General features: G+C 62.3%; 21 protein-coding genes and 2 pseudogenes. 12 read left to right on the top strand and 11 right to left on the bottom strand.

Annotated features, from left to right (window positions below; translation table 11 throughout):
• Nucleotides 1–24: 24 nt before the first annotated feature.
• Nucleotides 25–108 carry a hypothetical protein gene (locus tag GKC70_RS09075; RefSeq protein ID WP_342651489.1) on the top strand — a complete coding sequence of 28 codons (84 nt, stop codon included), beginning with the start codon at nucleotides 25–27 and terminating at the stop codon, nucleotides 106–108.
• A gap of 192 nt (nucleotides 109–300) precedes the next feature.
• Nucleotides 301–888 (top strand): nucleosidase, encoded by a 588-nt coding sequence (locus tag GKC70_RS09070; protein ID WP_342651119.1) that lies wholly within the window; start codon nucleotides 301–303, stop codon nucleotides 886–888.
• Between the two features lie 259 nt (nucleotides 889–1,147).
• Here GKC70_RS09070 and GKC70_RS09065 read toward each other — a convergent pair whose 3' ends face one another.
• On the bottom strand, nucleotides 1,148–2,326 hold the full coding sequence (locus GKC70_RS09065; protein ID WP_342651118.1) for a hypothetical protein: 1,179 nt from the start codon (nucleotides 2,324–2,326) through the stop codon (nucleotides 1,148–1,150).
• A gap of 1,088 nt (nucleotides 2,327–3,414) precedes the next feature.
• On the opposite strand from GKC70_RS09065, the gene dusA reads away from it, so the two are divergent.
• The 3 genes from dusA (at nucleotide 3,415) to GKC70_RS09050 (ending at nucleotide 7,447) form a co-directional block, all read left to right on the top strand.
• A complete protein-coding gene (gene dusA / locus GKC70_RS09060) occupies nucleotides 3,415–4,419 on the top strand; it encodes a tRNA dihydrouridine(20/20a) synthase DusA (protein ID WP_342651117.1) in 1,005 nt (334 codons plus the stop codon).
• A gap of 138 nt (nucleotides 4,420–4,557) precedes the next feature.
• Nucleotides 4,558–5,484, top strand: a complete 927-nt coding sequence (gene tal, locus GKC70_RS09055) for a transaldolase (RefSeq protein ID WP_029613010.1) — start codon at nucleotides 4,558–4,560, stop codon at nucleotides 5,482–5,484.
• A 70-nt stretch (nucleotides 5,485–5,554) separates the two neighbouring features.
• Nucleotides 5,555–7,447, top strand: a complete 1,893-nt coding sequence (locus tag GKC70_RS09050; RefSeq protein WP_342651116.1) for an alkaline phosphatase D family protein — start codon at nucleotides 5,555–5,557, stop codon at nucleotides 7,445–7,447.
• 10 nt (nucleotides 7,448–7,457) lie between these two features.
• Here the strand turns inward: GKC70_RS09050 and rssC are convergent, their stop codons facing one another.
• The 3 genes from rssC to GKC70_RS09035 form a co-directional block, all read right to left on the bottom strand.
• Nucleotides 7,458–7,940, bottom strand: a complete 483-nt coding sequence (rssC, locus tag GKC70_RS09045) for an anti-sigma factor antagonist RssC (RefSeq protein ID WP_029613011.1) — start codon at nucleotides 7,938–7,940, stop codon at nucleotides 7,458–7,460.
• A complete protein-coding gene (gene rssB, locus GKC70_RS09040; RefSeq protein WP_039578750.1) occupies nucleotides 7,937–9,121 on the bottom strand; it encodes a two-component system response regulator RssB in 1,185 nt (394 codons plus the stop codon). Before rssB ends, rssC begins: the two co-directional genes overlap by 4 nt.
• A 348-nt stretch (nucleotides 9,122–9,469) precedes the next feature.
• Nucleotides 9,470–10,177, bottom strand: coding sequence for a VacJ family lipoprotein (locus GKC70_RS09035; protein ID WP_342651115.1), 708 nt, complete (start codon nucleotides 10,175–10,177; stop codon nucleotides 9,470–9,472).
• A 199-nt stretch (nucleotides 10,178–10,376) separates the two neighbouring features.
• On the opposite strand from GKC70_RS09035, the pseudogene GKC70_RS09030 reads away from it, so the two are divergent.
• Nucleotides 10,377–10,939: pseudogene (locus tag GKC70_RS09030) on the top strand (phosphonoacetaldehyde phosphonohydrolase-related protein).
• Between the two features lie 122 nt (nucleotides 10,940–11,061).
• Nucleotides 11,062–11,325: a DUF4404 family protein gene (locus GKC70_RS09025; RefSeq protein WP_116888619.1), complete on the top strand. Its 264-nt coding sequence runs from the start codon at nucleotides 11,062–11,064 to the stop codon at nucleotides 11,323–11,325.
• Nucleotides 11,326–11,365: 40 nt separating this feature from the next.
• On the opposite strand, the gene queF is transcribed toward GKC70_RS09025, so the two are convergent.
• Nucleotides 11,366–12,196 (bottom strand): NADPH-dependent 7-cyano-7-deazaguanine reductase QueF, encoded by an 831-nt coding sequence (gene queF / locus GKC70_RS09020; protein WP_342651114.1) that lies wholly within the window; start codon nucleotides 12,194–12,196, stop codon nucleotides 11,366–11,368.
• 68 nt (nucleotides 12,197–12,264) lie between these two features.
• Nucleotides 12,265–12,735, bottom strand: a complete 471-nt coding sequence (locus GKC70_RS09015; protein WP_342651113.1) for a cupredoxin family protein — start codon at nucleotides 12,733–12,735, stop codon at nucleotides 12,265–12,267.
• Nucleotides 12,736–12,927: 192 nt separating this feature from the next.
• On the opposite strand from GKC70_RS09015, the gene GKC70_RS09010 reads away from it, so the two are divergent.
• Entirely contained in the window at nucleotides 12,928–13,608 is a 681-nt protein-coding gene (locus GKC70_RS09010; protein WP_029613018.1) for a heavy metal response regulator transcription factor, read from the top strand.
• Nucleotides 13,605–14,942 carry a heavy metal sensor histidine kinase gene (locus GKC70_RS09005; RefSeq protein WP_342651488.1) on the top strand — a complete coding sequence of 446 codons (1,338 nt, stop codon included), beginning with the start codon at nucleotides 13,605–13,607 and terminating at the stop codon, nucleotides 14,940–14,942. The genes GKC70_RS09010 and GKC70_RS09005 overlap by 4 nt, the downstream gene beginning before the upstream one ends.
• Nucleotides 14,943–14,961: 19 nt before the next feature.
• Here the strand turns inward: GKC70_RS09005 and GKC70_RS09000 are convergent, their stop codons facing one another.
• From GKC70_RS09000 to GKC70_RS08990, 3 genes are read right to left on the bottom strand one after another with little or no spacing between them, the layout of a single operon-like run.
• Entirely contained in the window at nucleotides 14,962–16,206 is a 1,245-nt protein-coding gene (locus tag GKC70_RS09000) for a lipoprotein-releasing ABC transporter permease subunit (protein ID WP_342651112.1), read from the bottom strand.
• 55 nt (nucleotides 16,207–16,261) lie between these two features.
• Nucleotides 16,262–16,945 (bottom strand): lipoprotein-releasing ABC transporter ATP-binding protein LolD, encoded by a 684-nt coding sequence (lolD, locus tag GKC70_RS08995; protein WP_342651111.1) that lies wholly within the window; start codon nucleotides 16,943–16,945, stop codon nucleotides 16,262–16,264.
• Between the two features lie 7 nt (nucleotides 16,946–16,952).
• Nucleotides 16,953–18,203 carry a lipoprotein-releasing ABC transporter permease subunit gene (locus GKC70_RS08990; RefSeq protein WP_342651110.1) on the bottom strand — a complete coding sequence of 417 codons (1,251 nt, stop codon included), beginning with the start codon at nucleotides 18,201–18,203 and terminating at the stop codon, nucleotides 16,953–16,955.
• 93 nt (nucleotides 18,204–18,296) lie between these two features.
• Here GKC70_RS08990 and GKC70_RS08985 point away from each other — a divergent pair, with 93 nt between their 5' ends.
• Both GKC70_RS08985 and GKC70_RS08980 read left to right on the top strand, forming a co-directional pair.
• Entirely contained in the window at nucleotides 18,297–18,881 is a 585-nt protein-coding gene (locus GKC70_RS08985) for a PilZ domain-containing protein (protein WP_342651109.1), read from the top strand.
• A 32-nt stretch (nucleotides 18,882–18,913) separates the two neighbouring features.
• On the top strand, nucleotides 18,914–19,630 hold the full coding sequence (locus GKC70_RS08980) for a glycerophosphodiester phosphodiesterase (RefSeq protein ID WP_342651108.1): 717 nt from the start codon (nucleotides 18,914–18,916) through the stop codon (nucleotides 19,628–19,630).
• Nucleotides 19,631–19,678: 48 nt separating this feature from the next.
• On the opposite strand, the gene sthA is transcribed toward GKC70_RS08980, so the two are convergent.
• Both sthA and GKC70_RS08970 read right to left on the bottom strand, forming a co-directional pair.
• Nucleotides 19,679–21,073, bottom strand: a complete 1,395-nt coding sequence (gene sthA / locus GKC70_RS08975) for a Si-specific NAD(P)(+) transhydrogenase (RefSeq protein WP_029613024.1) — start codon at nucleotides 21,071–21,073, stop codon at nucleotides 19,679–19,681.
• Nucleotides 21,074–21,324: 251 nt separating this feature from the next.
• Complete coding sequence (locus GKC70_RS08970) at nucleotides 21,325–22,788, bottom strand: glyceraldehyde-3-phosphate dehydrogenase (protein ID WP_295482145.1); 1,464 nt, start codon at nucleotides 22,786–22,788, stop codon at nucleotides 21,325–21,327.
• A gap of 166 nt (nucleotides 22,789–22,954) precedes the next feature.
• On the opposite strand from GKC70_RS08970, the pseudogene mfd reads away from it, so the two are divergent.
• Nucleotides 22,955–26,402, top strand: a pseudogene (gene mfd, locus GKC70_RS08965) (transcription-repair coupling factor).
• Nucleotides 26,403–26,411 lie beyond the last annotated feature (9 nt).

Here is a 26,411-nt window from a genome sequence, read left to right as displayed (position 1 = left end):
CCCATCGTCAAGCGGATTATCGAAGTGCACAAGGGTACGATCGTGCTGTCGCAGGGCTTGCACGGACGGGGACTGGGCGTGACGGTAACGCTGCCGAAAAGAATCTAGGCTTTGTTTGAAAAGTCTTGAGACGAAGGTCAGGCAAGGCGAAAATCGCCGAGGAAGCGGAGTTTACGGGTTGTAAATGAGCATTCCGACCGGGCTGGCGATCCAGGCGGTTTTCAACGCAGCATCACCGAGTATCAAGGCTTTTCAGACAAAGCCTGGAACGCTTCACTCTAATGCTTAGGAAACTTCACCGTGATCCACATTGATGACACCACCCACGTTGCCTTGGCCGATACGCTGTTCGTGTTTGCGCTCGAAGCGGAAGCCGCCGATGCATTCAGCCACGTCGATGCGGTATTCACCGGTATCGGCAAGGTCAATGCCGCCATTGCACTGACCAAGGCCCTGCAGACACGCAAGCCCAAGTTGATCGTCAACCTCGGCTCCGCTGGCAGTCCGCGTTACGGCAAAGGTGAGCTGGTGTGTTGTACGCGTTTCGTGCAACGGGACATGGACGTCACGCCCTTGGGCTTTGCCCGCTACCAGACGCCCTTGACCGACGTGCCGGTAATTCTGGAGCAGGGAGTGTCACTGCCCGGCATCCCATTGGGCACCTGCGGTACAGGTGATAGCTTCGAGACCAATCACGGCGATGCGCCCTATGATGTGGTGGACATGGAAGGTTATGTCCTGGCGCTGATCGCTCGCGAAGAGGGCATTCCGTTCCTGTGCCTGAAATACATTTCCGATGACGCGGGCAGCGAGGCGGCAGACGATTGGTCGGTGCAGGTGCACCTGGCGGCGCAGGCGTTTGGCAAGGTGTTGTTTGCCCAGGCGTGAATCGAAAGACGTTGGGCTTGCGAACGCGACCCCACTCATCAGGCAGGTATGAATAGATCTGCGCGGACGGCAATTGCAGAGAGTCTCTGCCCAATTCGTCTGCGTACGTGGGAACAGTCAGGCCAATGATCACACCCGCGTGAAAATGGAGACTCAGGATAACCTGCTCCCCTGAACGTCTATCTAATAGAGTCACTATCGCAGTCGCCCCCGCGACGCCGAGCCGAGAGGCATCACCGCCGCGGGAACGACAACGCCGTTAAGCCGTACCGGTGCCGCCGCGGTTGGCATTGCTGGGCGTCTGCATTTCATGAGTCTCGGCCTGGGTATCGGCGTTGCGCACCTGAGACTCCAGATCGTCGGTGGGTCGATGGCTACGGATCCTTCGAGTGAGGGTGCTGGCACTGGCAGCTAGCTCATCGGTCATTCTGCCGGTAGCCGCCAAGGCGCGTTGCCCTGTTTCTACAACACTCCGACTCACTTGCGTTCCGGTCTCCAACCCGCGACGGGCGACTTGCGCGCCCAGATGCCCTCCCGCACGCCCCACGTCATATCCGAATTGCGCGCTAGTCAACGCGGCGCTACCCAGGGCGTGGGGAGCAGAACGCAGCGCTTCTTTCGGCTTGGCGTGATTGTCATCGTTAAGCCAAGCCTTTCCCTTGTCAGAGAGTGTGCTCGTCATCGATGCAACGAACGCCCAGATACCGAACGCAGCGCCGGTTCCAAGCGTATTGATGGAGGTCCGCACAACGGTCTGTGCAGCAGGACCGGAAACCGCGTTGGCGCCCATGTGCTCGGCCGCTGCGCGACCCGCGAACGTCGCGCCCAAGCCAAAGTATCCGCCGCCAAGGCTATTGGCGCTGATGAGCGCTTTGCCGGCAGCGTCAAGCGCATTGGCGGGCACGCCAAGGAGCATGTTGCCCAGTCGCTGCCCTCCGTGCCCAATGGCCGACAGCACACTGCCTTGCTTTGCAGCCTTGTAGACAGACAACCAATCCTGTTCACCAGCCAGCGTGCGACGCACACTGGCCTGATCGGCCGTGTCGAGTGAAGTTCCCGCATCACGCAAGCCGAACAACAATGCTTCACCCCGCTCTTGCCGAGCGGTCTGAGCGTTATGCTTGAGGTTGGCCGTGGCGAGTCCAGATGCATAGTTACGCAGCGGTACCGCGATTTTATTGAACAGATCTGCAGCCTCGGGCCGACCGGATAACCTCAACGACGCCGACACGGTCCCGGTAATGACCGCACCAACCAGATAGGTCTGAATCTGCTTGGCATCCTCAAGCGCTTCGCGAATAGCCCCCTGCTGCTTGGCTTCCAGTCCCCTGGCCACGTCAGGGTGAAGTTTGTCTGCGGGTGCTTTGAGAAAGAAGGCGTCCGCTTTCGCTTCCGCGAACAGGCGCTGGAAGAACTCATCCGGAAAGTGGGCCTCCATACCCCTACCCCGCCCTCGGCCGTGGCTTTGAGCAGTCCATTGTCGATTTCGCCGAACACGAACTTGGTTACATCGCTGACAATCTCGGGCTTGGCAAACTGGGCGGCCACGACGCCGGTAAAGGGAAGACCGCCCACCAGGGCGGTTCCGTGAGTCGCATAACGATCGAGCCGGCCAGCATTTTCCATCGTGCTGCGGATTGCCGCGAGGTTCTCGCCTTCTTGCAAAAGCCGCTCGCTTCGGCTGTCCGCGATCGAATCCAGCATCTCGTGCTGTGTCTGCGCCAAATCAGCCTCAGCGGGGGTCGCCTGGGGCGACACTGGCAGACGATACTGAGCGAAGCGATCTCGCATGTAATCGCGTACAGCAGTGCGCTCTGCAGGGTCGGTTATGGCGCCGACGCCTTGGGCCTGCACAGCATGCTGGGCGGTTTCAGCATGTGCCCTATCAGGGGTGTGAAGATGTGCGACGTGAGATCCGTTGATATCCATCAGATAGGCCTCATTGTTGAATAGCCATTGCCAGGGATGTCAGAGCGCGTATTAGTTATGCCAGCGACTCTTCCTTCGTGCTGCCCTAGCACTGACTTGAGCGTGAATCGGACAGGAGAATGATTCGCATGAATCATGCAGTGGGCTGAGTGTGAGTGGTTGGCGAGCTCAGCCGGTTCCATGGAAAAGGCGTCGTACTGGCAGGTGAGAAACGAGCCCTGCAGGGGTCGCTGATCGCCCCCTCTGGCGTAGGCTAAGGTCGCGGGGGACATTGCTGGCGAAGGAGACTTTTGGGAGCGCCCAGATGCATCCGGCTAGCGGTGTGCTGTCTCCTGCCATCAGATTCGGACATCCAAGGTATTCTTGCGGGCTAAGGTTTACGTCTGCGTGTAAACTTGCGCCCTTTTTTCGATTCATCCTTGGCCGATGTCACTCCATGTGCCGTCAGTACGTCTGTGCCCTTTGATCATTGCCAAGGCGACATAGCTTTTGTCACGGGGGATGAGCCCGTTGGCAAGCGGTAGGCCGCGCCGCCTGCGCTTGGAACCCCTGCAAACCCGCTAAAACGCACTGGAAACACGCACCTCCGGAGACCGCATGATAGAGCCATACAAGCCAGTAATTACGCGCACTGGGCCATCTCGAAGGTTCTCCGTGGCCCCCATGATGGATTGGACCGACCGCCACTGCCGATATTTCCTGCGCCTACTCTCGCGCCACGCCCTGCTCTACACCGAAATGGTCACCACCGGCGCCCTGCTGCACAACGACGCCGCCCGTTTCCTGCGCCACGACGTCTCGGAGCACCCGCTGGCCCTGCAACTGGGCGGCAGCAACCCTGCCGAACTGGCAGCCTGCGCGCGCCTGGCGCAAGAGGCCGGCTACGACGAGGTCAACCTCAACGTCGGCTGCCCCAGTGATCGGGTGCAGAACAACATGATCGGCGCGTGCTTGATGGGCCAACCCGCGCTGGTAGCCGAGTGCGTGAAAGCGATGATCGACACGGTGCAGATTCCGGTGACGGTCAAGCACCGCATCGGCATCAATGGCCGCGACAGCTACGCCGAGCTGTGCGACTTCGTCGGCCAGGTCCGCGATGCCGGTTGCAAGAGTTTTACCGTGCATGCACGCATCGCCATCCTCGAGGGCCTTTCGCCCAAGGAGAACCGTGAGGTTCCACCGCTGCGCTACGACGTGGCCGCGCAGCTCAAGCGGGACTTTCCCGACCTTGAGCTGATACTCAACGGCGGAATCAAAACACTAGAGGAATGCCACAAGCACCTTCAGACCTTCGATGGCGTGATGCTAGGACGCGAGGCGTATCACAATCCTTACCTGCTGGCCGAGGTGGATCAGCAGTTGTTCGGCAGCCAGGAGCCTGTGGTGAGCCGCAGCGAGGTGATGGAGCGGTTGATGCCGTATCTGGTAGCGCATGTCGAGTCCGGCGGGGCCATCCATCACATCACTCGACACATCCTTGGCCTCGGCCAAGGCTTCCCAGGGGCGCGGCGCTTCCGTCAGTTGTTGTCGGCGGACATCCACAAGGCCGCAGCGCCCTTGCAAGTCGTGGAACAGGCGGCTCAGTTACTGCAGGGCCGGTAAGGGGAACCCTGGGCACGGAGCGCACTCGAACAGGGATTCGCCCTGCGCCCCTCGCGCCCCGGACAACCCTCGTGTTCGGCCTTGAGCGGCTGTCAGGGCTGGGGTAATGTCGAGACACTCACAGGACAGAGCACGCCCATGACTTCCAAGCTGGAACAACTCAAGCAGTTCACCACCGTCGTCGCCGACACCGGAGACCTGGAGGCCATCACTCGCCTCAAGCCGGTCGATGCCACCACCAACCCGTCGCTGCTGCTCAAGGCCGCCGCCATCGAAGGTTACGCCGACCTGCTCAAGCAGGTGCGCAGCGATGCCAAGGGTGATGTGCAACTGGCGTGCGACAAGTTTTCGGTCGCGGTCGGCGCGGGCATTCTCAAGGTCATTCCGGGTCGCATTTCCACCGAGGTCGACGCGCGCCTGTCGTTCGACGAGCCGGCGCTGCTGAATAAGGCGCGTCAACTGATCGCGTTGTACGAAGCGGCTGGCATCAAGCGCGATCGCGTGCTGATCAAGCTGGCGTCTACCTGGGAAGGCATCCGCGCTGCCGAGAAGTTGGAAAAAGAAGGCATCCAGACCAACCTCACCCTGCTGTTCTCCTTCGCCCAGGCCCAGGCCTGCGCCGATGCCGGAGTGTTCCTGATCTCGCCGTTCGTAGGCCGTATCTACGACTGGTACAAGAAGAGCACCGGCAAGGAATACACCGGTGCCGAGGATCCAGGCGTGCAATCGGTCACGCGCATCTACGACTACTACAAGACCAACGGTTACGACACCGTGGTCATGGGCGCCAGCTTCCGCAACGTTGGGCAGATCGAGCAACTCGCTGGTTGCGACCGACTCACCATCAGTCCGGAACTGCTGCAGCAACTGAGCGACGATCAGGGCGAGCTGCCGCGCATCCTCAAGCCGGGGTCTGCCGGCGAAGCCAAGCAGGTACTGGACGAAGGCCAGTTCCGCTGGGCGATGAACGAAGATGCCATGGCTACCGAAAAACTGGCCGAAGGCATCCGTCAGTTCGCACGCGATCAGGAAAAGCTCGAGAAGGTCATGGCGGAAAAAGCCTGATACATCTGGTGATTGTGCAACGGGCGGGAAATACTCAGTATTTTCCGCCCGTTTTGATTTGATGGTCTAGATGAATCCCTCACTGCCCGCAGTCCTCGCCGGCCCTGTGCTTCGACGCTTGGAGTCGCAACGCCTGGCTGTCTGGTTGGTCGGCTCGCGCCCACTGAATCCGCAATTCTTACTGCCAGGCCTATCAATCGAACCCCTACAGCAGTGCCAACGGGTTGCGATGGGGCGCCATGCGTTCGTTCACCTGCTTGAGGTGCAATTCGACGCGCCACTGCCTGAAGACGTCGAACTGGAGTACGACCTGCGTCTGGACAACGGCCTGGGTATCGCCGAGTGGGCTCCTCACCTGCTTTATCCTGGCAGGCATCTGCCCAATTTCGTGCTGCGCAGACGCGTGGACAACGTGCTCCACGGCTCCTGTCGCAAGCCCCATCATTCTGCGCCCGACGGCATGCTGTGCGCCGATCGCTTGCTATTGGAGAGCCTGGCACCGCAGCAGCGCCCTGCCCTACTGCTGATGACGGGCGATCAAGTCTATGCCGACGACGTAGCCGGCCCTACCCTCAAGGCCATCCACGGGCTGGTCGAGTGCTTGGGCCTGTTCGACGAAGCCCTCGACGGCGCGCTGGTCAACAGCGGCGAGGCTCTGTATCGCCACCCGGCAGGCTACTACCATCGCGCCGACCTGCTGCCGTCACACGAGGGCAACGAGCCGCTGCGGCGCCGCTTCTTCCGCGGCAAGCGCAAGCCGATCTTTTCGTCGAGCAATGCCGACAACCACCTGGTGACGTGGGCCGAAGTCATGGCCATGTATCTCTTGGTGTGGTCGCCGACGCCTTGGACGCTGATCTCGCTCGTGATGCCAGAAGGCCTGTCGGCTGAAGATCGACAGCGCTATCAAGCTGAACGACCTCTGATCGAAGACTTCCGCGACGGACTTGACCACGTGGCACGGGTGATGGCGCATCTGCCGTGCCTGATGATCTTCGATGACCATGACATCACCGATGACTGGAACCTGTCGGCGCAATGGGAGCAGACCGCCTATGGCCATCCTTTTTCCCGGCGGATCATCGGCAATGCCCTGATCGGATACCTTGTGTGCCAAGGCTGGGGAAACGACCCAACGGCCTGCTCACCTCTGATCCAGACTTTGCAGCGATTGACCGAGGACACTGGGCAGCGACAGCTCATCGCCTCGCTGCAAGACAGTTTGATAGACGCTCTATTGCGCTTCCAGTCCTGGCATTACGACTTGCCCTGCGACCCACCTCTGCGCGTTCTGGACACCCGTACCCGACGCTGGCGCAGCGAGCGCGACCTGAAGAAGCCCTCGGGCCTGCTCGATTGGGAAGCCCTGTGCGAATTGCAGCAAACCCTGCTCGATCATCCGTCGGCAATCATCGTGTCACCCGCACCGATCTTCGGCGTCAAGCTGATCGAGACGGTACAGCGGGTATTCAGCACGCTGGGCTATCCGTTGCTGGTCGACGCCGAGAACTGGATGGCGCATCGCGGTGCCGCGCAGGTGATCCTGAACATCTTCAGGCATTCGCGCACACCCGGCCATTACGTGATTCTCTCCGGCGATGTGCATTATTCCTTCGTGTACGAAGTGCTGATCCGACATCGCCAGCGCAGCCCGCACCTCTGGCAAGTGACCAGCAGCGGCATCAAGAACACCTTTCCACGCAGGCTTCTGGACGTGCTGGATCGGCTCAATCGCTGGCTGTATGCCCCGCGCTCACCGCTCAACGGTTTCACCCAGCGCCGCGCGATGGAAGTGGTGCCACGCCTACCAAGCCGCAGCAAGGCAGGAGAGCGCTTGTGGAACGGTTCGGGGTTAGGACAGGTGTTCTTCGATGATGAAGGCCGCCCGGTAAGGGTGCTTCAATTGAACGCCGATGCAAGCGAGGCGACCGAGTTCATCAGAACGCACAGGCACGAGCACTGACGCGGTCAGGTCAGGACCGCTCCAGCGCACTCACCAAATCACGAAACGCTTCGCGGTTGGAGTCGTTCAAGCCCATCAGGATCTTGTGCGCCTCCAACACCTTGGCACGCACGACTTCCTCGTTCTCGTCCTGGGAAGGTAGATCGCTCAGGCAGTCGGGGCACGGCAGGGGCCGATCGACGATATTGAACACCTGATCGAAGCCCATCGACTGCAGCAGCCGGGAAATATCCGGGTTTGTGGTCACCACAGTGGGCAGTAGGCCGACCTTCTGACGCGACAGGATCGACAACTTGGCCAGCAGACCCAAGGTGGTGCTGTCGATGCTCTCGGTCTCGGTCAGGTCGATGACGATGGCCGAGAAATTCAGCGCCGTGAAGATCTTTTCGATCGTCGCATCCAGGGCTGAACACAAGGTCAGGCGCACTTCACCGACGAATTTCAGTACGAAGGTACCGTTCTGCTCGGCGAACTGGATTCTACCGGTACTCATGGAAGGTTCCTGCTCAACACCAATAGGGCGATATCATCCGGCATCTCCCCAAGCGTAGCTAATCCGAATCGACTGCGCAGTCCGTCCAGACTGCCCTGCGCGTCTTTGACAATCTCCGGCAAGTTTGCCTCTTTGTCTTTGAGTGTGGCCCCAGGCAAAAGGTCCAGGATGCCATCGGACATCAGCGTAAGGCTGAAGCGCGGCGGCAATTCCAGCACATGGTCCTGATAGGTGGCTTCGTCGAACAGCCCTACCGGCAAGCCACGCCCCTCGAGGTAGCGTGCCTGACCTGGGGTATACAACACGGGCAACGGCAGATGGCCGCCCACGCTGTAGGTCATCAGTCCGGTGTCCTCGTCGATCACTCCGCCGACCATGGTCACATGCTTGCCCAGCTTGCAGTTGATCAGCCCACGGTTGATGTGCGCCAGCACCTCGGACGGCTTGAAGTCGCGCATCTTGCCGTTGCGTTTGAATTCGAACAGCAAACGGGTGGTCATGAACTTGAGCAGCACGGTGACGAACGCCGACGAAGCGCCATGGCCGGACACGTCCGCCAGATAGAACGCTACTCGACGCTCATCGACACGGAAGTAGTCGGTGAAGTCGCCCGACAGGTACAACGAGGGAATGATCTGGTGATCGAACGACAGGTCGCCCGCCGTCCAAGGCTTTTCCGGCAGCATGTTCATCTGCACCTGACGCCCGGCGGTCTGGTCTTCCTGCAACAGATGCAGACTGGCTTCCAACTCACGATTGGCCGCTTCGAGCTTCTCGCGGTAGCGCTCGTTTTCCAGCATCAACCGCGAGCGGTCCAGCGCGCGGCGCACCGAGTGCTCGAGTACGGCGAGGTCTTCCAGCGGTTTGATCAGATAGTCGGCCGCGCCCAGGCGCAGGGCTTCGACTGCATCGCTCATCACCCCGGCACCGGACACCACGATCACCGGCATTTGCGGAGCCTGCTCGGTGATGCGACGGATCAACTCGAGCCCGCCCATCTGAGGCATGCGCAGATCGCAGATAACGAGTTCAGGCTGGTGTTCTTCGAAGACCTGAAGCCCCTGTTGGCCATTGATGGCCTGAAGGACGCTGAAGCCACTGTCTTCCAGATACGCGGCGAGGCTTGCACGGACCACGTCGTCGTCATCGATTATCAGCAGCGTTGCACGGGTTTTCTGCATGTGGGCGAACGGCGCCGATTGGTTGGCGTAGCGGACATCGGCAAGGACGACGGTCGACTACTTGGAATACTGATGACCGCTGCGCGCGAGGTGGACAGCAAGGCTATCCGGCGACGCGCAAAGGTGCCTGTAAGGCGCAGACGGTACTCCCATCCGCTGGGCGTTTCAAGCATGCGAGGATGGAGTGCGCAGGCCTAATCACCTGAGGTTATTGGAGACCAGGTTTTGGCTCACTAATGGATATAGCCAAGCCGTTTGAACGGCGCGTTGTCACCTTGCGAAGTGCGCGCCGTGCCCACATTCGCCGACGAAAAAGGCGATCCTGAGATCGCCTTTTCTGTGGATGGCTCAGAAGTCGTCTTCGACCTCGCCATCCTTGACCTTGAACTCCCTGTTCTGCAGGTAGGCGTTGCGGATGAAGATGTACTTATCGCCCTGTATCAGCTTCTCTGCCGGGAGCAGGCTGGCGCGGGTATCGACCACATCGAGCGCGAAGATGGAGTTGCGCGTCGGCACATGGTCGATGTAGCGGTAGGGTTCGGTGAAGGAATCCGGGTACTTGGACAAGCCATCGCGCACGTTGCTCGGCCCCAGCAGCGGGATGACGACATAGGGCCCGCTGGGCACGCCCCAGTAGCCGAGGGTCTGGCCGAAGTCTTCATCGCTGCGCTGCAGACCCATGCGGGTGCCGACATCGAAGAAACCGCCCAGGCCGAAGGTGGTGTTGACGATCAGCCGCGCCGTGTCGACACCCGCAGCATGAGGCTTGAGCTGGAACACATTGTTGACCAGGTTGCCGACATCGCCCAGGTTCCGGAAAACGTTGTGGATGCCATCTTCGAGGAACTGCGGGGTCACGGCCTCGTAGCCTTTGGCCAACGGCCTCAGCGCGTAGGTATCGATCACGTCGTTGAAGCGGAAGATCGGTCGGTTGACCGCTTCCCATGGGTCGTCCTCGGTGGCCGCCTGGGTGGCGGCCATCGGCGCCAGCAGCAGGCTGGCACAGACACAGGCCTGGGTGATTCGCTCGATCACACCGGCACCGATCCTCTGCATAGCTGTTTCTCCATCGGGTTTCACGGCGGCAAGCACCGGATGGCGCTGCGCGATAGGGCGCCAGTATACGGGCAATCTGGCTGGCGGCGAGCATGGCATATCTTGCTTGATCGCGTAGTGTTCATCTCGCTCTTCATGTGACTATCACACTACCGTCACATAGAGACTCTAGCGTGGGCGATATTTCAGGGATGTTGCCATGCACGAAGCCCCCGCCCCCACTGCCGTGCTGTTCGGCCTGCGCGGCTGCCTGGTCCAGGCTGCGAAGGGTAGCCCCTGCCCGCCCCCGGCGCTCTCGACACCCTGGCGTCGCTGCACGCGCAACAGGTGCCCTGCATCTGGCTCGATGAACTGGACAGCGAGCACAGCACTGCGCTGACCGCTGTGCTGCCGAGTTGGTTACCCGGCCACGCCGCCAATGGTTCGCCTTGGCCTTCCCCGAACGCCTGCTGGCAAGCGTTGATGTCACTGAGCAGTGCCCGCCTGGACGGATGCGTCCTGGTGAGCGGCGAACCGCGCCTGCTGCAGGCAGGCCTGAATGCAGGACTATGGACCGTGGGCCTGGCCACCTGCAGCCCATCGTGTGATCACACCTCGAACCGGTGGCAGGCCATGAGCGTGCAGGAGCAGGAACTGGCGCGCGGCAAGTCCACCCTTGAACTGTTCGGATTGGGCGTGCACTCGGTGATCGACCATCTCGAAGCGCTCGACACCTGCCTGGCAGACATTGCCCACCGTCGACGCAAGGGTGAAAAACCCTGACGGCGCGGCTTGATGCCGATCATGCAAAGCGTCAGCAAGTGGATTACGCTTGCAGTCAGGTCAGAACCTTTGCGCCTGCGCCGAGGTCCATGGCTTGCCAAGTCATTGATGGAGAACAGCCAATGCCCGCCCGCGAATTGCAAGAACGCCTGAACAGCCTGCGCGAGCAACTGGATCGAAACGTACCGCTGTCGGAAGAGGAACTCGCCGGCCTGCGCGAGGAAGCACGACAGATCGAGGCGCAGATCAAGCTCGAAGAAGTCTCGCCAGACAACAATCTGGTTGATGGCGTGAATCTCGCCGTCGAGCGCTTCGAAGTCGATCACCCCGATCTCACTGCCACGCTGCGCGACATCATCACTCGCCTGCACAGCATGGGTATCTGATACGCCGCTTGGGGCTGCGGGTGCGGCCCCGAAGATGAACTTACTGGCGCACCAGCCTGCCGTTACGCGGGCTGATCGGCGCGGTGCTGCGATAAGGATTGATATCAAGCCCGCCCCGGCGCACGTAGCGTGCATACACCGTCAAGTGCTCTGGCTGCAGCAGGCGCAGCAGATCCAGATAGATCCGTTCCACGCACTGTTCGTGGAAGTCGGCATGCTGGCGGAAGCTCACCAGGTAGGTCAGCAGGCTGGCAGGATCTAGCGCCCTGCCCTTGTACTCAACCACCACGCTCCCCCAGTCCGGCTGACCCGTTACGGGACAATTGGATTTGAGCAGATGACTGTGCAAGGTTTCTTCGACCACGCGGCCAGGATCGCAGCGCAGCAGCTCGGGCTGTGGTTCGCCATAGTGGCTGATGGTCACATCCCACGCATCGATGCACTGCCCTGGCAGGGCCATGACCCCCTCGCTTTGCACGTCGTTCAAGCTCCGCACCCGCACACGCACCGGTTTACCGGCGGCGGCAGAGAGGTCTTGCTCAAGACACGTCACCAGTTCCTCGGCAGAGGCGAACACCGTCTGGTTCAACGAGTTGAGGTAGAGCTTGAACGACTTGGATTCGATGATGTTGGGCGAGTCGGCCGGGATCGCGAACTCGCCCATGGCCACCACTGGCTTGCCTGAAGGCAGCAGCCAGGACAGCTCGAAGCAGTTCCAGTAGTCCACGCCCTGCCACGGCAGCGTTTGCGCAGTGACGCCCAGTTCGGCCCACTTGGCCGCTCGGGGGATCGGGAACAGCAGCGAGGGCGTGTAGATGGCGATGTATTCGCTGGACTTGCCCAGCGGGGAGTGTTCGGCGGCGGGATGCATGTCTCTGACCTGAAAATGCGGAAATGCGCCCATTCTACCGGTTTTGCCGCCCGCCTTGGGCGCCGCTGTCACTCGATGGTCAACTGACCGACCATGCCCGCCTGGTAATGGCCTGGCACATTGCAGGCAAACTCGATGGGCGCCGTCTGGCGGAAGGTCCAGGTCAGCTCGGCACGCTGTCCTGGCTGGACCAGCACGGTATTGGCCGCGTCATGGCCGTGCGCAGCGTGGTCCATCTGTCCATGATCCATACCGGCCATGGCGGCCATTTCCTTCTGGTGCTCGGCGTGCATGGCCGCATCGCCCAGGTTGAACTCGTGAACCAGCTTGCCTTCGTTGATCAACACGAAGCGCACCGTCTCCCCCGCCTTGACCTGCAACTTGCCTGGTTCAAAGGCGATATCCTTGAGCACTACCTGCACGGTACGGGTGGCTGTGCTGGCTGGAGCAGGCTCGCCGAAGGCGAACGACTTGGCGCCGTCCGCAAGCGCCGGCAGGCTGACAAAGGCGAAGGCAGCACTGAGGATCAGAGATTTCATGGAGACTCCTGGCGTAGGTGGACAATGGCGCCACTCTACGGTCAGCGCGCTGGCGGCGGGCTGACCGGCAGATTACAACGCTGTCAGCTTGGGCACGCTGACGTTGGCTCACGTATCATCGTCGTCAATTCCCTTGGCAGCCGAGCGCGCCCACGGCGCGAGCAGGCCAACGCTCTTGTGTGTGGACACCCCATGAAACTGTTGATCGTCGAAGACCAGGCCCGCACCGGCCAATACCTGCGCCAGGGCCTGAGCGAAGCGGGCTTTGCCACGGAATTGGCCGACGATGGCGAAACCGGAGAATTTCTTGCCCTCACCGGCGATCACGATCTGCTGATCCTCGACGTGATGCTGCCCGGCCGCGACGGCTGGCAGATCCTCCAGGCCGTGCGCCAGGCCGGACTGGACACGCCAGTGCTGTTCCTCACCGCGCGCGATGCCGTGGCCGACCGTGTCCATGGTTTGGAATTGGGTGCCGACGACTACCTGGTCAAACCCTTCGCCTTCTCCGAACTGCTCGCTCGGGTTCGCAGCCTGCTGCGACGCGGCTCGAGCCCGAGCCAGGACAACGTCCTGATCCTCGCCGACCTGCGCCTGGACCTGTTGCGCCGCCGCGCCGAGCGTGCCGGTAGCCGTATCGACCTTACCGCCAAGGAGTTCGCCCTGCTCGAACTGCTGCTGCGCCGCCAGGGCGAGGTGCTGCCCAAATCGCTGATCGCCTCGCAGGTGTGGGACATGAATTTCGACAGCGACACCAATGTCATCGAAGTCGCGATCCGGCGTCTGCGCCTGAAAATCGACGAAGGCCATCCCGGCAAGCTCATCCATACCGTACGCGGCATGGGCTACGTGCTCGAAGAGCGTGCCGACTGATGCCGCGCCTGTCACTGGGAGGACGCCTGGCCCTGCTGTTCGCCGCCTGCACTGCAGCCGTTTCGCTGACCGCTGGACTGCTGTTCAGCCAGGCCAGCGAACGGCACTTCGTCGAGCTCGATCAGCAGTTGCTCAGCGCCCGCCTTTCGCAACTGCGCACCGCCCTTGCCCATGTCGACTCCCCACGCGCACTGGAGGCCAAAGTGCCAGTGCTGCGCAGCGAACTGAGCCACCAGGCAGACCTGGCCCTGCGCATCCGCGGCAACGATGACACGCTGTGGTTCGACAGTCGCACCGGCTTGCCCGAGGAACCTCGCCAGCCGGGCTTGGCCACCCTGCACAGGGGCAGCATCGCCTACCGCAGCCTTTCCGAGCGCGTAGCAGGCGGGCAGGTCACGCTGTTTCTGGACATCACCCATCACCAGCATTTCCTGGAGCGCATGCAGCAATTGATCTGGCTGACAGTGGGCCTGTCCGCGCTGGTCACCGCCCTGCTCGGCGCCTGGGCGGTCAGGCGGGGACTACGCCCCTTGCGCCAGATGGGAGCGGTGGCGGCCAGTGTCAACGCCCGCTCGCTGACCACTCGCCTGCCGGTGGCGCAACTGCCGGAGGAACTGGCCGAGCTTGGCCAGACCGTCAACGCCATGCTGCAGCGCCTGGAAGATGCCTTCGTGCGCCTCTCGGCCTTCTCCGCCGACATTGCCCATGAGCTGCGCACGCCGCTGTCGAATCTGCTCACGCACACCCAGGTCACGCTCACCCGACCGCGCAGCCTGGACGAGTACCGTGAGGCCTTGCACGACAATCTCGAAGAGCTGCAGCACATGGCGCAAATGGTCAACGACATGCTGTATCTGGCCAAGGCCGACCATGGCTTGCTCATGCCTAACCGAGAGCGGCTGGACCTGGCAGCGGAGGTCGATGCCCTGCTCGATTACTACGCCGCACTGGCCGAGGACGCCGCCATCACCCTGCGCCGCCAAGGCCAGGCGCACCTGCAGGGCGATCGCCACATGCTGCGTCGGGCGCTGTCGAACCTGCTGGAAAATGCCCTGCGCTTCACGCCGCCAGGCGGAACGGTCGAGGTGAGCGTGTCACCCGACCTGCGCGTGGACGTGGCCAACACCGGACCGGCCATCGCCGAGCACGCCCTGGCGCGCGTGTTCGACCGCTTTTATCGAGAGGATCCGGCACGCCATCAAGGCAGCACCGAGCACGCGGGACTGGGACTGGCGATCACCCGCTCGATCGTCCAGGCCCATGGCGGCTCGATAAGCGCGCACTGCCGCCAAGGCTGGACACATTTCGTGATCGAACTGCCCCAGCCATGCTGAGGCAGTGTCGGGGTCGATCTCACTCGTAGCGCAGCGCCATCGCCGGCTCGATCTGCGACGCCCGGTACGCGGGGTACAGGGTGGCGAGGAAGCTCATCACCAGCCCGGCGCTACAGATGATCGCCACATCGCCCCACTGCAGTTGCGACGGCAGGCTGCTGATGAAGTACAGGTCGGAGGTGAAGATGTGCTGCCCGCTGGTACGCTCCAGCCAGCCGACGATAGCGCTGACGTTGAGCGCGCCGATCACGCCCAGCACACCGCCGATCAAGGTGCCGACGATGCCGATCAGGCTGCCCTGGACCATGAAGGTGCCCATGATCTGCGCCGGCGTAGCGCCTAGGGTGCGCAGGATGGCGATGTCCGCGCCTTTGTCGTTCACCACCATCACCAGCGTGGCAATGATGTTGAAGGCCGCCACCGCGATGATCATCAGCAGCAACAGGCCGATCATGGTCTTCTCCATCTTCATCGCACTGAACAGGCTGCCCTGAGTGTGCGACCAGTCGTCGGCACGATAGGCCGTGCCGAGGCGGGTGGCGATCGCCTTGGACACCTGCGGCGCCGCGTACAAGTCATGCAATTTCAGGCGTACGCCCTGCACTTGGTCGGGCGCCCAGCGTTGCATCTGACCGGCATCGGCAATGTGGATATAGGCCTGCGAGCCGTCCAGCTCGGCACCGACCTTGAAGATGCCGACCACGGTCAGGCGCTGCATGCGCGGGGTGATGCCGCCCGGCGCACTGCTCACCTCCGGAACGATCAGCGTGACCTTGTCGCCGGTGTTCAAGCGAAAGCGCCGCGCCGTAAGCTCACCGAGCACTACCCCATACTCGCCCGGCTGCAACGCCTGCAGCGAGCCCTGGACGATATGCTCGCCGACGATGGACACCTGGCCCTCCTCGGCCGGGTCGATGCCACTGACCTGGATCGGCTGCATGGCGCCCTTGTAGGAAAGCATGCCCTCCATCTCGGTCAAGGGCGCGGCGGCGACCACGGCTGGATTCTTCAATGCGGCTGTGGCCACGCTGCGCCAGTCATCCAGCGGCTGAACGCCGAGAATGCTGGCGTGCGGCACCAGGCCCAACACGCGCGAACTCATCTCCCGCTGGAAGCCGTTCATGACTGACAGCACCACGATCATCGCCAGCACACCCAGTGACAGGCCGATCATCGAAGTCATGGAAATGAACGAGATGAAGTGGTTGCGGCGCTTGGCACGGGTGTAGCGGGCACCGATGAACAAGGGCAAGGGTCTGAACATGTACGCGAACATCCAGTTGAACAGAGGATGGGGCCGCGCAGGCAGCCCCGTGCAGTCAGATCGAGACCAGGCGACCGTCTTCCAGGCTCAGCACACGGTCCATCTTGCGTGCCAGGCTGAGGTCGTGGGTCACCACCAGGAACGCTGTGCGCGACGCTGTCGACAGCTCTTGCATCAGTTCCTGAATGCCCAGGGCCGTGTGGTGATCGAGGTTGCCGGTGGGCTCGTCGAGCATCACCAGGCCCGGCTGGTTGACCAGCGCACGGGCAATCGCCACACGCTGGCGCTCGCCACCGGACAGCTCGGCAGGCTTGTGATTCAGGCGATGCCCCAGGCCCACGCGCTCGAGCAATGCGGTGGCGCGCTGGCGGGCCTCGGGAATCGGCGTGCGGCCGATCAGCAGCGGCATGCAGACGTTTTCCAGGGCGGTGAATTCGGCCAGCAGGTGATGAAACTGGTACACGAAGCCCAACGCGCGGTTGCGCAGCAGGCCGCGATCGCGCTCGCCCAACGCCGACAGCTCTTCGCCGGCCAGCCAAACGCTGCCCTGGGACGGTGTGTCGAGCCCGCCGAGCAGGTTGAGCAGCGTGCTCTTGCCCGAGCCGGAACTGCCGACAATGGCCACCCGCTCGCCCGGATGCAGCTCCAGGCTCAACCCGGACAGCACCTGCACCGACTCCGGGCCCTCGTCATAGGACTTGCCCAGGTTGCGGCAACTCAGTACGGCTTTATCACTCATGCGCGACTCACTCATAACGTAGCGCCTCTGCAGGCTGGGTGCGCGCAGCACGCCAGGCCGGATACAGGGTGGCGAGGAAACTCAGGGCCAGCGCCGCACCACAGACCATCCACACATCCTGGGCGATGATCTGCGACGGCAGGTAATCGATGAAATACACGTCGGCGTTGAGGAATTTGTGCCCGATCAGCGTCTCGATGCCGGCAATGGCGGCGCTGACGTTGAGCGCGGCGAGGATGCCGACCACGGCGCCGATCAAGGTGCCGACCACGCCGATGACCGTGCCCTGGACCATGAAGATCGCCATGATCTGTCGTGGCGTGGCACCGAGGGTACGCAAAATGGCGATGTCGCCGCGCTTGTCGTTGACGACCATCACCAGGGTGGAAATGATGTTGAACGCCGCCACCGCGACGATCAGCAGCAGCAACAGGCCGATGATCGACTTCTCCATGCGAATCGCTTGGTACAGGTTGCCCTGGGTGCGGGTCCAGTCGCGGGCATAGTACTGCTGCTCGCCCAACTGCTTGACGATGTTCCAGGCCTCGCGAGGCGCCTGGAACAGGTCGTCGAATTTAAGCCGCAGCCCTTGCACCTGATCGGCTTTCCAGCGGTGCAGGCGCGACAGGTCGGACAAGTTGGTCAGCCCCAGGTACCCGTCGATTTCGCCGGCACCCACGTGGAAGGTGCCGACCACGGTAAAGCGCTTCATGCGCGGGAACATGCCGGCCGGGGTGATGCTCACCTCCGGCGCGACGAACGTGACTTTGTCGCCGACCTTGACGCCCAGTTTGTCGGCCGCCTTGTCACCGATCAGGATGCCCCACTCACCCGGCGCCAGGCGGTCGAGACTGCCCTGCTGGATGAAGTTGTCGATGATCGACACTTCACGCTCACGCTCGGGCAGGATGCCGTTGAGCAGCATCTTCTGCACCTTGCCGTCATCGGTCAACAGACCCTGCATCTGGGTGAAAGGCGCGACCGCCTGGACATGCGGATTCTGCTTTACTTGTTGAGCGAGGGCCTGCCAATCGGCGATGGGCTGATCGCCTTCCACGGTGGCGTGCGGAACCATGCCCAGCACGCGGGTGCGCATCTCGTGGTCGAAGCCGTTCATCACCGACAGCACCACGATCATGACCACCACGCCCAGGGCGAGGCCGATCATCGAGGTCAGGGAAATGAACGAGACGAAATGGTTGCGGCGCTTGGCACGGGTGTAGCGGGTGCCGATGAATACGAAGAGAGGTCTGAACATGTCGGGGCTTGTTCGCAGGAAAGGGAACGTCCTTGTGGCGAGGCGCCTGTGGCGGCTTTACACTCGGACCACTGCCGCAACCATGGGTTCGCCATGACGACACTAGACGAAGAAGATCGGCGCGAATACTACCGCATCGAAGATCGGATCGCACTGCAAATCAGCCCGTTGAGCGCGGCGCAAGCCCTTGATACAGAACTGTTGCTGGATGATTCGCCGCTGTTCAACCTGCTCAGCGAACTGCACCTGTCCGACTTTGAAGCCCAGCACCTGTTACGCCAGCTCAGCGACAAGGACCGTACCCTGGCCGCCTTCTTGCGCGCGCAGAACAAGCGCCTCGATCTGCTCAGCGCAGTGGTGGCGCAGACCCTGCTCGGCGAAATCGGCGAGCCGCAACGGGTGATCATCTCCGAGGGCGGCATCGAAAGCGTTCAGGCGCAGAGGATTGCCCCGGGCACCCGGGTGAAAGTGAAGATGGTGCTCATGCCACGCGCCCATGGCCTGCTCTTGCGCGGACGCGTCACCCATTGCGATCCACAGGCTGACGGCCAATTCGAGGTCGGCACCGAATTCACCGACATGAGCGATGCCGAACGCCAGTTGCTGGCCCGCTATATCCTACAGCGCCAGCAACAGCAGCGCCGCCAGCAACTGGAACGGCAAGACCCGCAACCCTGAACTTTTCCCTCTCCCGACTTGAAGGAATGAACGTGACCCTGATCTACGGCCATCGCGGCGCCAAGGGCGAAGCACCCGAGAACACCCTGACCAGCTTCCGCCAGTGCCTGTCGCACGGCGTGCACCGCTGCGAACTGGACCTGCACCTGTCGGCCGACAACCAGTTGATGGTGATCCACGACCCGACCCTCAAGCGCACCACGGGCCGCCGCGGCAAGGTGGTCGAACACAGCGCCGCCAACCTTGTCACTTACGACGCCCGCCAAGGCGGTCCGGGCCATGTGCAACCCTGCCCTATTCCGCGCTTGGAAGACCTGTTCGAAAAGTGCGCCTTCGAGCACTGGCAGCTTGAAGTCAAAAGTGCATCTCGTACGCGCGCCGCTACCACAGTGCTGGCCATTCGCGAACTGGCCCAGCAGTACGATCTGCTCGACAAGGTGACCATCACCTCGAGTTCACGGGAAGTGTTGGGCGCGGCCCAAGAGCTGGTGCCGGACATCGCGCGCGGACTGGTCGCCGAGTACGCCTGGCTCGACCCATTGAAGGTCGCGCAGAACTACGGATGCAACCTGCTGGCGCTGAACTGGACGTTGTGCACACCCGAGCGCCTGATCAAGGCCCAGCGCCAGGGTCTGCACGTGTCGGTATGGACGGTCAACGAGCCGGCACTGATGCGCCGACTCGCCGACTTTGGCGTGGACAGCCTGATCACAGACTTTCCCGGTTTGGCCAAGACCACCCTCGGGTAGGGCTGAAATCGGTCTCCCCGACCGGCTCAGGCCACCGGCCGGAGCCGCTCAAAAAAGCCGGTTCAGCCCGTCGTATGCCGCTACCCGATAGGCCTCGGCCATGGTCGGGTAGTTGAAGGTGGTGTTGACGAAGTACTTCAGATTGTTCAGTTCGCCCGGCTGGCTCATGATCGCCTGACCGATGTGCACAATTTCCGAAGCCTGGTAGCCGAAGCAGTGCACGCCGAGAATTTCCAGGGTCTCGCGGTGGAACAGAATCTTCAGCATGCCCTGCGGCTCGCCCGCGATCTGCGCACGGGCCATGCTCTTGAAGAAGGCCTTGCCCACTTCGTATGGCACCTTGGCCTGAGTCAGCTCCTGTTCGTTCTTGCCGATCGAACTGATCTCGGGAATGGTGTAAATGCCGGTCGGCACGTCGTTGACGAAGCGCCAGCTACCATTGTCGACAATGCTGCCGGCCGCCGAACGGCCCTGGTCATGGGCGGCACTGGCCAGGCTCGGCCAGCCGATCACGTCGCCGGCACCGTAGATGTTCGTCACGCCGGTGCGGTAGTTCTCATCCACCTCGATCTGCCCGCGGCTATTGACCTTGATGCCGATGTTTTCCAGGCCCAGCTTGTCGGTGTTGCCAGTGCGACCGTTGCACCAGAGCAAGGCATCGGCCTTGATCTTCTTGCCCGACTTCAGGTGCAGGATCACGCCGTTGTCCAGCCCTTCGACCCGCTCGTAGTCTTCGTTGTGACGCACGGTGATGTTGTTGTTGCTGAAGTGGTAGCTCAGCGCCTGGGAAATTTCCGAGTCCAGGAAGTTCAGCAATTGGCCACGGTTATCCACCAGCTCGACCAGTACGCCCAGACCGCTGAAGATCGAGGCGTATTCGCAACCGATCACCCCAGCGCCGTAGATGATGAGCTTGCGCGGAGTGTGGCTGAGGCTGAGGATGGTGTCGCTGTCGTACACCCGTGGGTGATGGAAGTCGATGTCGGCCGGACGATACGGACGCGAACCGGTCGCGATGATGATGTGCTTGGCGTTGAGCTTTTCCACCACGCCATTGGGGCAGACCACTTCGACCGTTTGCTCGTCGGCGAAGCTGCCGGTGCCGACGAACACATCGACGCGGTTGCGCGCGTAGTAGCCGGTGCGCGAAGCGACCTGCTTGGCGATCACCTTTTCGGCACTCTTGAGCACGTCCGGGAAGGAGAACCACCGCGGTTCGCCGATGGCCCGGAACATCGGGTTGGTATTGAACTGCATGATCTGCCGCACCGAATGACGCAGTGCCTTGGACGGAATGGTACCCAGGTGGGTGCAGTTGCCGCCGACCTGGCGACGACTGTCGACCATCGCCACCTTGCGACCTGCCTTGGCGGCATTCATTGCCGCGCCTTCACCGGCCGGGCCGGAACCCAGCACCACCACGTCGTAGTTGTAGACAGCCATGCGTACTCCTTCAGAACTGGCCCGTCAGCCGGTTGGCCACGGGGCTCGCCATGACGCCGCAGCGCCATGAAAAAATTCGGGTGCAGTCTAATCAAGCCTGAACGCTGCGCACATTAACCCTTGGTCGCGTCGTAGGCCAACACTGCCTGCACTACATGTACAGCACCTGCCACTCAGCCGAGCGCGCAACCGGCACCGCACGAAAAACGGGAACCCGCAGGTTCCCGTTCGTTCAAGACTTCACACGCGTATCAGCGTGGGAACGCTGGCGGGTTGACGCCAGCCATGTCTTCCATCACGCGGACCACCTGGCAGCTGTAGCCGAACTCGTTGTCGTACCAGACGTACAGGACAACGCGGTTGTCGTTGCAGATGGTGGCTTCGGCATCCACCACACCGGCATGGCGCGAGCCGACGAAGTCGGTGGAGACAACTTCCTGGGAGCTGACGTAGTCGATCTGCTTGTGCAGTTCCGAGTGCATGGCGGTCTGGCGCAGGTACTCGTTCAACGCTTCACGGCTGGTGGCTTTCTCGAGGTTCAGGTTGAGAATGGCCATGGACACGTTTGGCGTCGGTACGCGAATGGCGTTACCGGTCAGCTTGCCTTTGAGCACCGGCAGCGCCTTGGCGGCGGCGGTGGCGGCACCGGTTTCGGTGATGACCATGTTCAGCGGCGCAGCGCGACCACGACGGCTGCCCTTGTGGAAGTTGTCGATCAGGTTCTGGTCGTTGGTGAACGAGTGAACGGTTTCGACGTGACCGTTGACGATGCCGTACTCATCGTTGATCGCCTTGAGCACCGGCACGATGGCGTTGGTGGTGCAGGAAGCGGCGGAGATGATCTTGTCGTCAGCGGTGATTTCACCGTGGTTGATGCCGTGCACGATGTTCTTCAGCGCGCCCTTGCCCGGTGCGGTGAGGATCACGCGACCGGCGCCCGGGCAGGCCAGGTGTTGGCCCAAGCCGTCGGCGTCACGCCAAACGCCGGTGTTGTCGACGATCAGTGCGTTATCGATGCCGTACTGGGTGTAGTCGACTTCGCTCGGATTCTTGGCGTAGATCACCTGAATCAGGTTGCCGTTGGCGGTGATGGTGTTGTTGGCTTCATCGATGGTGATGGTGCCATCGAACGGGCCGTGCACCGAGTCGCGACGCAGCAGGCTGGCGCGTTTGACCAAGTCGTTCTCGGCACCCTTGCGCACGACGATGGCGCGCAGGCGCAGGCCGTCGCCGCCACCGGTCTTCTCGATGAGGATGCGCGCCAGCAGGCGGCCAATGCGACCGAAGCCATAGAGCACGACGTCGGTGCCCTTGCGTGCCGAAACATTTTGCTGACCGACCACATCGGCCAGTTCGTCGCGCACGAACTGCTCGGCGCTGCGGCCGTTGCCCTGCTGCTTGAACTTGTTGGCCAGCTTGCCCAGGTCGACCGAAGCGGCGCCCAGTTTCAGCTCGCTCATGGCCTTGAGCAGCGGGAATGTCTCGTGCACGGACAGTTCGGTCTCGTCGGTCTGACGGTGACGCGCAAAGCGGTGGGCCTTGAGGATCGAGATAACCGAACGGTTGATCAGGCTACGGCCATAGATCGAGCTCACCACATTGTTATTGCGGTAGAGCTGACCGATAAGCGGGATCATCGCTTCAGCCAGGGCTTCACGATCGATCCACTCACCAAGACACTGGTCGGGCTTCTGAGTCACGGGAACCTTCCACATGTAGGGACAGAAAAAAGGGGCTACATTATGCCGCCCCGTCGCGTAACCGGCAATGAGTGCCTGTCGGCGCCGCGCACAGGCGCCTTCGCGGCCTTTGGAACCTGACAGCAGACGGTGGCGTCAGTACAATCAATCCCTTTGCCGCACGCTTGGAGTCAGATCTTCCGTGTCAGTTCTGCGCCTACCGCCACTGTCGGCCACGGCCGGCAAACAAACCTGGGGCAACCTGCCCGGAGCCGCCCTCAGCCTGGCCATCGCCGAAGCCGCCAGCAGCGCTGGCCGCTTCACCCTGCTGCTGACCGCCGACAGTCAGGCCGCCGACCGCCTCGAACAGGAGCTGCGCTTCTTCGCACCGCAACTGCCGGTGCTGCCGTTCCCCGATTGGGAAACGCTGGCCTACGATCTGTTCTCCCCGCACCAGGACATCATCTCCCAGCGCATCGCCAGCCTGTACCGCCTGCCGGAACTGGACCACGGCATTCTGGTGGTGCCAATCAGCACTGCCCTGCACCGCCTGGCACCCACCCGCTTCCTGCTCGGTGGCAGCCTGGTCCTGGACGTGGGGCAGAAGATCGATGTCGAGCAGATGCGCACGCGCCTTGAAGCCAGCGGCTACCGCTGCGTCGACACGGTCTACGAGCACGGTGAATTCGCCGTGCGCGGCGCGCTGATCGACCTCTTCCCCATGGGCAGCAAGGCCCCTACCGCATCGACCTGTTCGACGACGAAATCGAGACGCTGCGCACCTTCGATCCGGAAACCCAACGCTCGATCGACAAGGTCGACTCAGTGCGGCTGCTACCGGCCCGCGAATTTCCCATGCAGAAAGACGAAGTGACGCGCTTCAAGGCGCGCTTTCGTGAACGCTTCGACGTGGACTTCCGCCGCAGCGCGATCTTCCAGGACCTGACCAGCGGCATCATCCCCGCGGGCATCGAGTACTACCTGCCGTTGTTCTTCGAAGAAACCGCCACCCTGTTCGATTATCTGCCGAGCGACACCCAGGTATTTTCCCTACCCGGCGTGGAACAGGCCGCCGAGGTATTCTGGAACGACGTGCGCGCCCGCTACGAGGAGCGCCGTGGTGATCTGAGCCGCCCGCTGCTGCCACCGGCCGAGCTGTTCATGCCGGTCGAGGACTGCTTCGCCCGACTCAAGCAGTGGCCACGGGTGGTGGTCAGCCGCGACGAACTGGAGGCGGGCGCTGGCCGCGTGCGTTTCCCCGCACGCACCCTGCCCAGCCTGGCCATCGAGGCCAAGGCCAGCCAGCCACTGGCCGAGCTGGCGAATTTCCTCGACCAATTCCCGGGTCGCGTGTTGTTCACGGCTGAATCGGCTGGGCGTCGCGAGGTGCTGCTGGAACTGCTCGAACGCCTGAAACTGCGTCCGCACACCGTTGAAGGCTGGACCGATTTCATCACCGGCAGTGAGCGCCTGGCGATCACCATCGCCCCGCTGGACGAAGGCTTGCTGCTGGACGATCCTGCCATCGCCCTGATCGCCGAGAGCCCGTTGTTCGGCCAGCGGGTGATGCAGCGCCGGCGCCGCGACAAGCGCGGCGAAGCGGCCAACGACGCGGTCATCAAGAACCTCACCGAACTGCGCGAAGGCGCGCCGGTGGTGCACATCGACCACGGTGTGGGCCGCTACCTGGGTCTGGCCACCTTGGAGATCGACGGCCAGGCTGCCGAGTTCCTCACCCTGGAGTACGCCGAGGGCGCCAAGCTCTACGTCCCGGTGGCCAACCTGCACCTGATCGCACGCTACACCGGCAGCGACGACGCCTTGGCGCCGCTGCACCGGCTTGGCTCCGAAGCCTGGCAGAAAGCCAAGCGCAAAGCCGCAGAGCAAGTGCGCGACGTGGCCGCCGAGCTGCTCGACATTTATGCCCGCCGCGCCGCGCGCAAAGGCTATGCCTTCGCCGACCCATCCGCCGACTATGCCACGTTCAGCGCCGGCTTCCCGTTCGAGGAAACGCCGGACCAGCAAGCTGCGATCGAAGCGGTGCGCCAGGACATGCTCGCTGCCAAGCCCATGGACCGCCTGGTGTGTGGCGATGTCGGCTTCGGCAAGACCGAAGTGGCCATGCGCGCCGCTTTCATTGCGGTGCGCAGCGGCCGCCAGGTGGCAGTGCTGGTGCCCACCACCCTGCTCGCCCAGCAGCACTACAACAGCTTCCGCGACCGCTTCGCCGACTGGCCGGTAAAGGTCGAAGTGATGAGCCGTTTCAAGTCGGCCAAGGAAGTCGCCAGCGCTGCAGCCGACCTCGCCGAAGGCAAGATCGACATTCTCATCGGCACCCACAAGCTGCTGCAGGACGATGTGCGCTTCAAGGACCTGGGCCTGGCGATCATCGACGAAGAGCACCGCTTCGGCGTGCGCCAGAAAGAGCAGCTCAAGGCGCTGCGCAGCGAGGTAGACATCCTCACCCTGACCGCCACGCCGATCCCGCGCACCCTGAACATGGCCGTGGCCGGCATGCGCGACCTGTCGATCATCGCCACCCCGCCGGCACGACGCCTGTCGGTGCGCACGTTCGTCATGGAACAGAACAAAAGTACGGTCAAGGAGGCGTTGCTACGCGAACTGCTGCGTGGCGGCCAGGTGTACTACCTGCACAACGACGTCAAGACCATCGAGAAATGCGCCGCCGACCTGGCCGAGCTGGTGCCCGAGGCGCGTATCGGCATCGGCCATGGGCAAATGCGCGAGCGCGAACTCGAACAAGTGATGAGCGACTTCTACCACAAGCGTTTCAACGTGTTGATCGCCTCGACCATCATTGAAACCGGCATCGACGTGCCCAGTGCCAACACCATCGTCATCGAACGCGCCGACAAGTTCGGGCTGGCGCAATTGCACCAATTGCGCGGCCGCGTCGGGCGCAGCCACCACCAGGCCTACGCCTACTTGCTGACGCCGCCGCGTCAGCAGATCAGCACCGACGCCGAAAAGCGCCTGGAGGCGATCGCCAACACCCAGGACCTGGGCGCAGGCTTCGTCCTGGCCACCAACGACCTGGAGATCCGCGGCGCCGGAGAGCTGCTGGGTGAAGGCCAGAGCGGCCAGATCCAGGCCGTGGGCTTCACGCTTTACATGGAGATGCTCGAACGGGCGGTCAAGGCGATTCGCAAAGGCACACAGCCCAACCTTGAACAACCCCTGGGCGGAGGCCCGGAGATCAACCTGCGCCTGCCCGCGCTGATCCCGAAGACTATCTGCCCGACGTGCACGCGCGGCTGATCCTGTACAAACGCATCGCCTCGGCCACCGACGAAGAAGGCTTGAAGGATCTGCAGGTGGAAATGATCGACCGCTTCGGCCTGCTGCCCGAGCCGACCAAGCACCTGATGCGCCTGACACTGCTCAAGCTGCAGGCTGAAAAGCTCGGCATCAAGAAGGTCGACGCCGGTCCCAACGGCGGCAAACTGGAGTTCGAGGCCGAAACGCCGGTCGATCCGCTGACCCTGATCAAGCTGATCCAGAGCCAGCCCAAGCGCTACAAGTTCGAGGGCGCGACGCAGTTCCGCTTCCTGGTGCCGATGGAGCGTCCGGAAGAACGTTTCAATACTTTGGAGGCGCTGTTCGAGCGCCTGGCCCCACAATCGAATTAAGGAAGCTCC

Origin of the sequence: Pseudomonas sp. REB1044 (assembly GCF_038813925.1) — a bacterium.
In the GTDB taxonomy this organism is placed as follows: domain Bacteria; phylum Pseudomonadota; class Gammaproteobacteria; order Pseudomonadales; family Pseudomonadaceae; genus Aquipseudomonas; species Aquipseudomonas boreofloridensis.
This window is presented reverse-complemented; position numbering and strand designations above follow the sequence as displayed.

Excerpts from the sequence above, each read along its gene's own strand:
- GKC70_RS09065 (WP_342651118.1), bottom strand. The coding sequence starts at position 2,326 with ATGGAGGCCCACTTTCCGGATGAGTTCTTCCAGCGCCTGTTCGCGGAA.
- dusA (WP_342651117.1), top strand. The coding sequence starts at position 3,415 with ATGATAGAGCCATACAAGCCAGTAATTACGCGCACTGGGCCATCTCGA.
- tal (WP_029613010.1), top strand. The coding sequence starts at position 4,558 with ATGACTTCCAAGCTGGAACAACTCAAGCAGTTCACCACCGTCGTCGCC.
- GKC70_RS09050 (WP_342651116.1), top strand. The coding sequence starts at position 5,555 with ATGAATCCCTCACTGCCCGCAGTCCTCGCCGGCCCTGTGCTTCGACGC.
- rssC (WP_029613011.1), bottom strand. The coding sequence starts at position 7,940 with ATGAGTACCGGTAGAATCCAGTTCGCCGAGCAGAACGGTACCTTCGTA.
- rssB (WP_039578750.1), bottom strand. The coding sequence starts at position 9,121 with ATGCAGAAAACCCGTGCAACGCTGCTGATAATCGATGACGACGACGTG.
- GKC70_RS09035 (WP_342651115.1), bottom strand. The coding sequence starts at position 10,177 with ATGCAGAGGATCGGTGCCGGTGTGATCGAGCGAATCACCCAGGCCTGT.
- GKC70_RS09025 (WP_116888619.1), top strand. The coding sequence starts at position 11,062 with ATGCCCGCCCGCGAATTGCAAGAACGCCTGAACAGCCTGCGCGAGCAA.
- queF (WP_342651114.1), bottom strand. The coding sequence starts at position 12,196 with ATGCATCCCGCCGCCGAACACTCCCCGCTGGGCAAGTCCAGCGAATAC.
- GKC70_RS09015 (WP_342651113.1), bottom strand. The coding sequence starts at position 12,735 with ATGAAATCTCTGATCCTCAGTGCTGCCTTCGCCTTTGTCAGCCTGCCG.
- GKC70_RS09010 (WP_029613018.1), top strand. The coding sequence starts at position 12,928 with ATGAAACTGTTGATCGTCGAAGACCAGGCCCGCACCGGCCAATACCTG.
- GKC70_RS09000 (WP_342651112.1), bottom strand. The coding sequence starts at position 16,206 with ATGTTCAGACCCTTGCCCTTGTTCATCGGTGCCCGCTACACCCGTGCC.
- lolD (WP_342651111.1), bottom strand. The coding sequence starts at position 16,945 with ATGAGTGATAAAGCCGTACTGAGTTGCCGCAACCTGGGCAAGTCCTAT.
- GKC70_RS08990 (WP_342651110.1), bottom strand. The coding sequence starts at position 18,203 with ATGTTCAGACCTCTCTTCGTATTCATCGGCACCCGCTACACCCGTGCC.
- GKC70_RS08985 (WP_342651109.1), top strand. The coding sequence starts at position 18,297 with ATGACGACACTAGACGAAGAAGATCGGCGCGAATACTACCGCATCGAA.
- sthA (WP_029613024.1), bottom strand. The coding sequence starts at position 21,073 with ATGGCTGTCTACAACTACGACGTGGTGGTGCTGGGTTCCGGCCCGGCC.
- GKC70_RS08970 (WP_295482145.1), bottom strand. The coding sequence starts at position 22,788 with ATGTGGAAGGTTCCCGTGACTCAGAAGCCCGACCAGTGTCTTGGTGAG.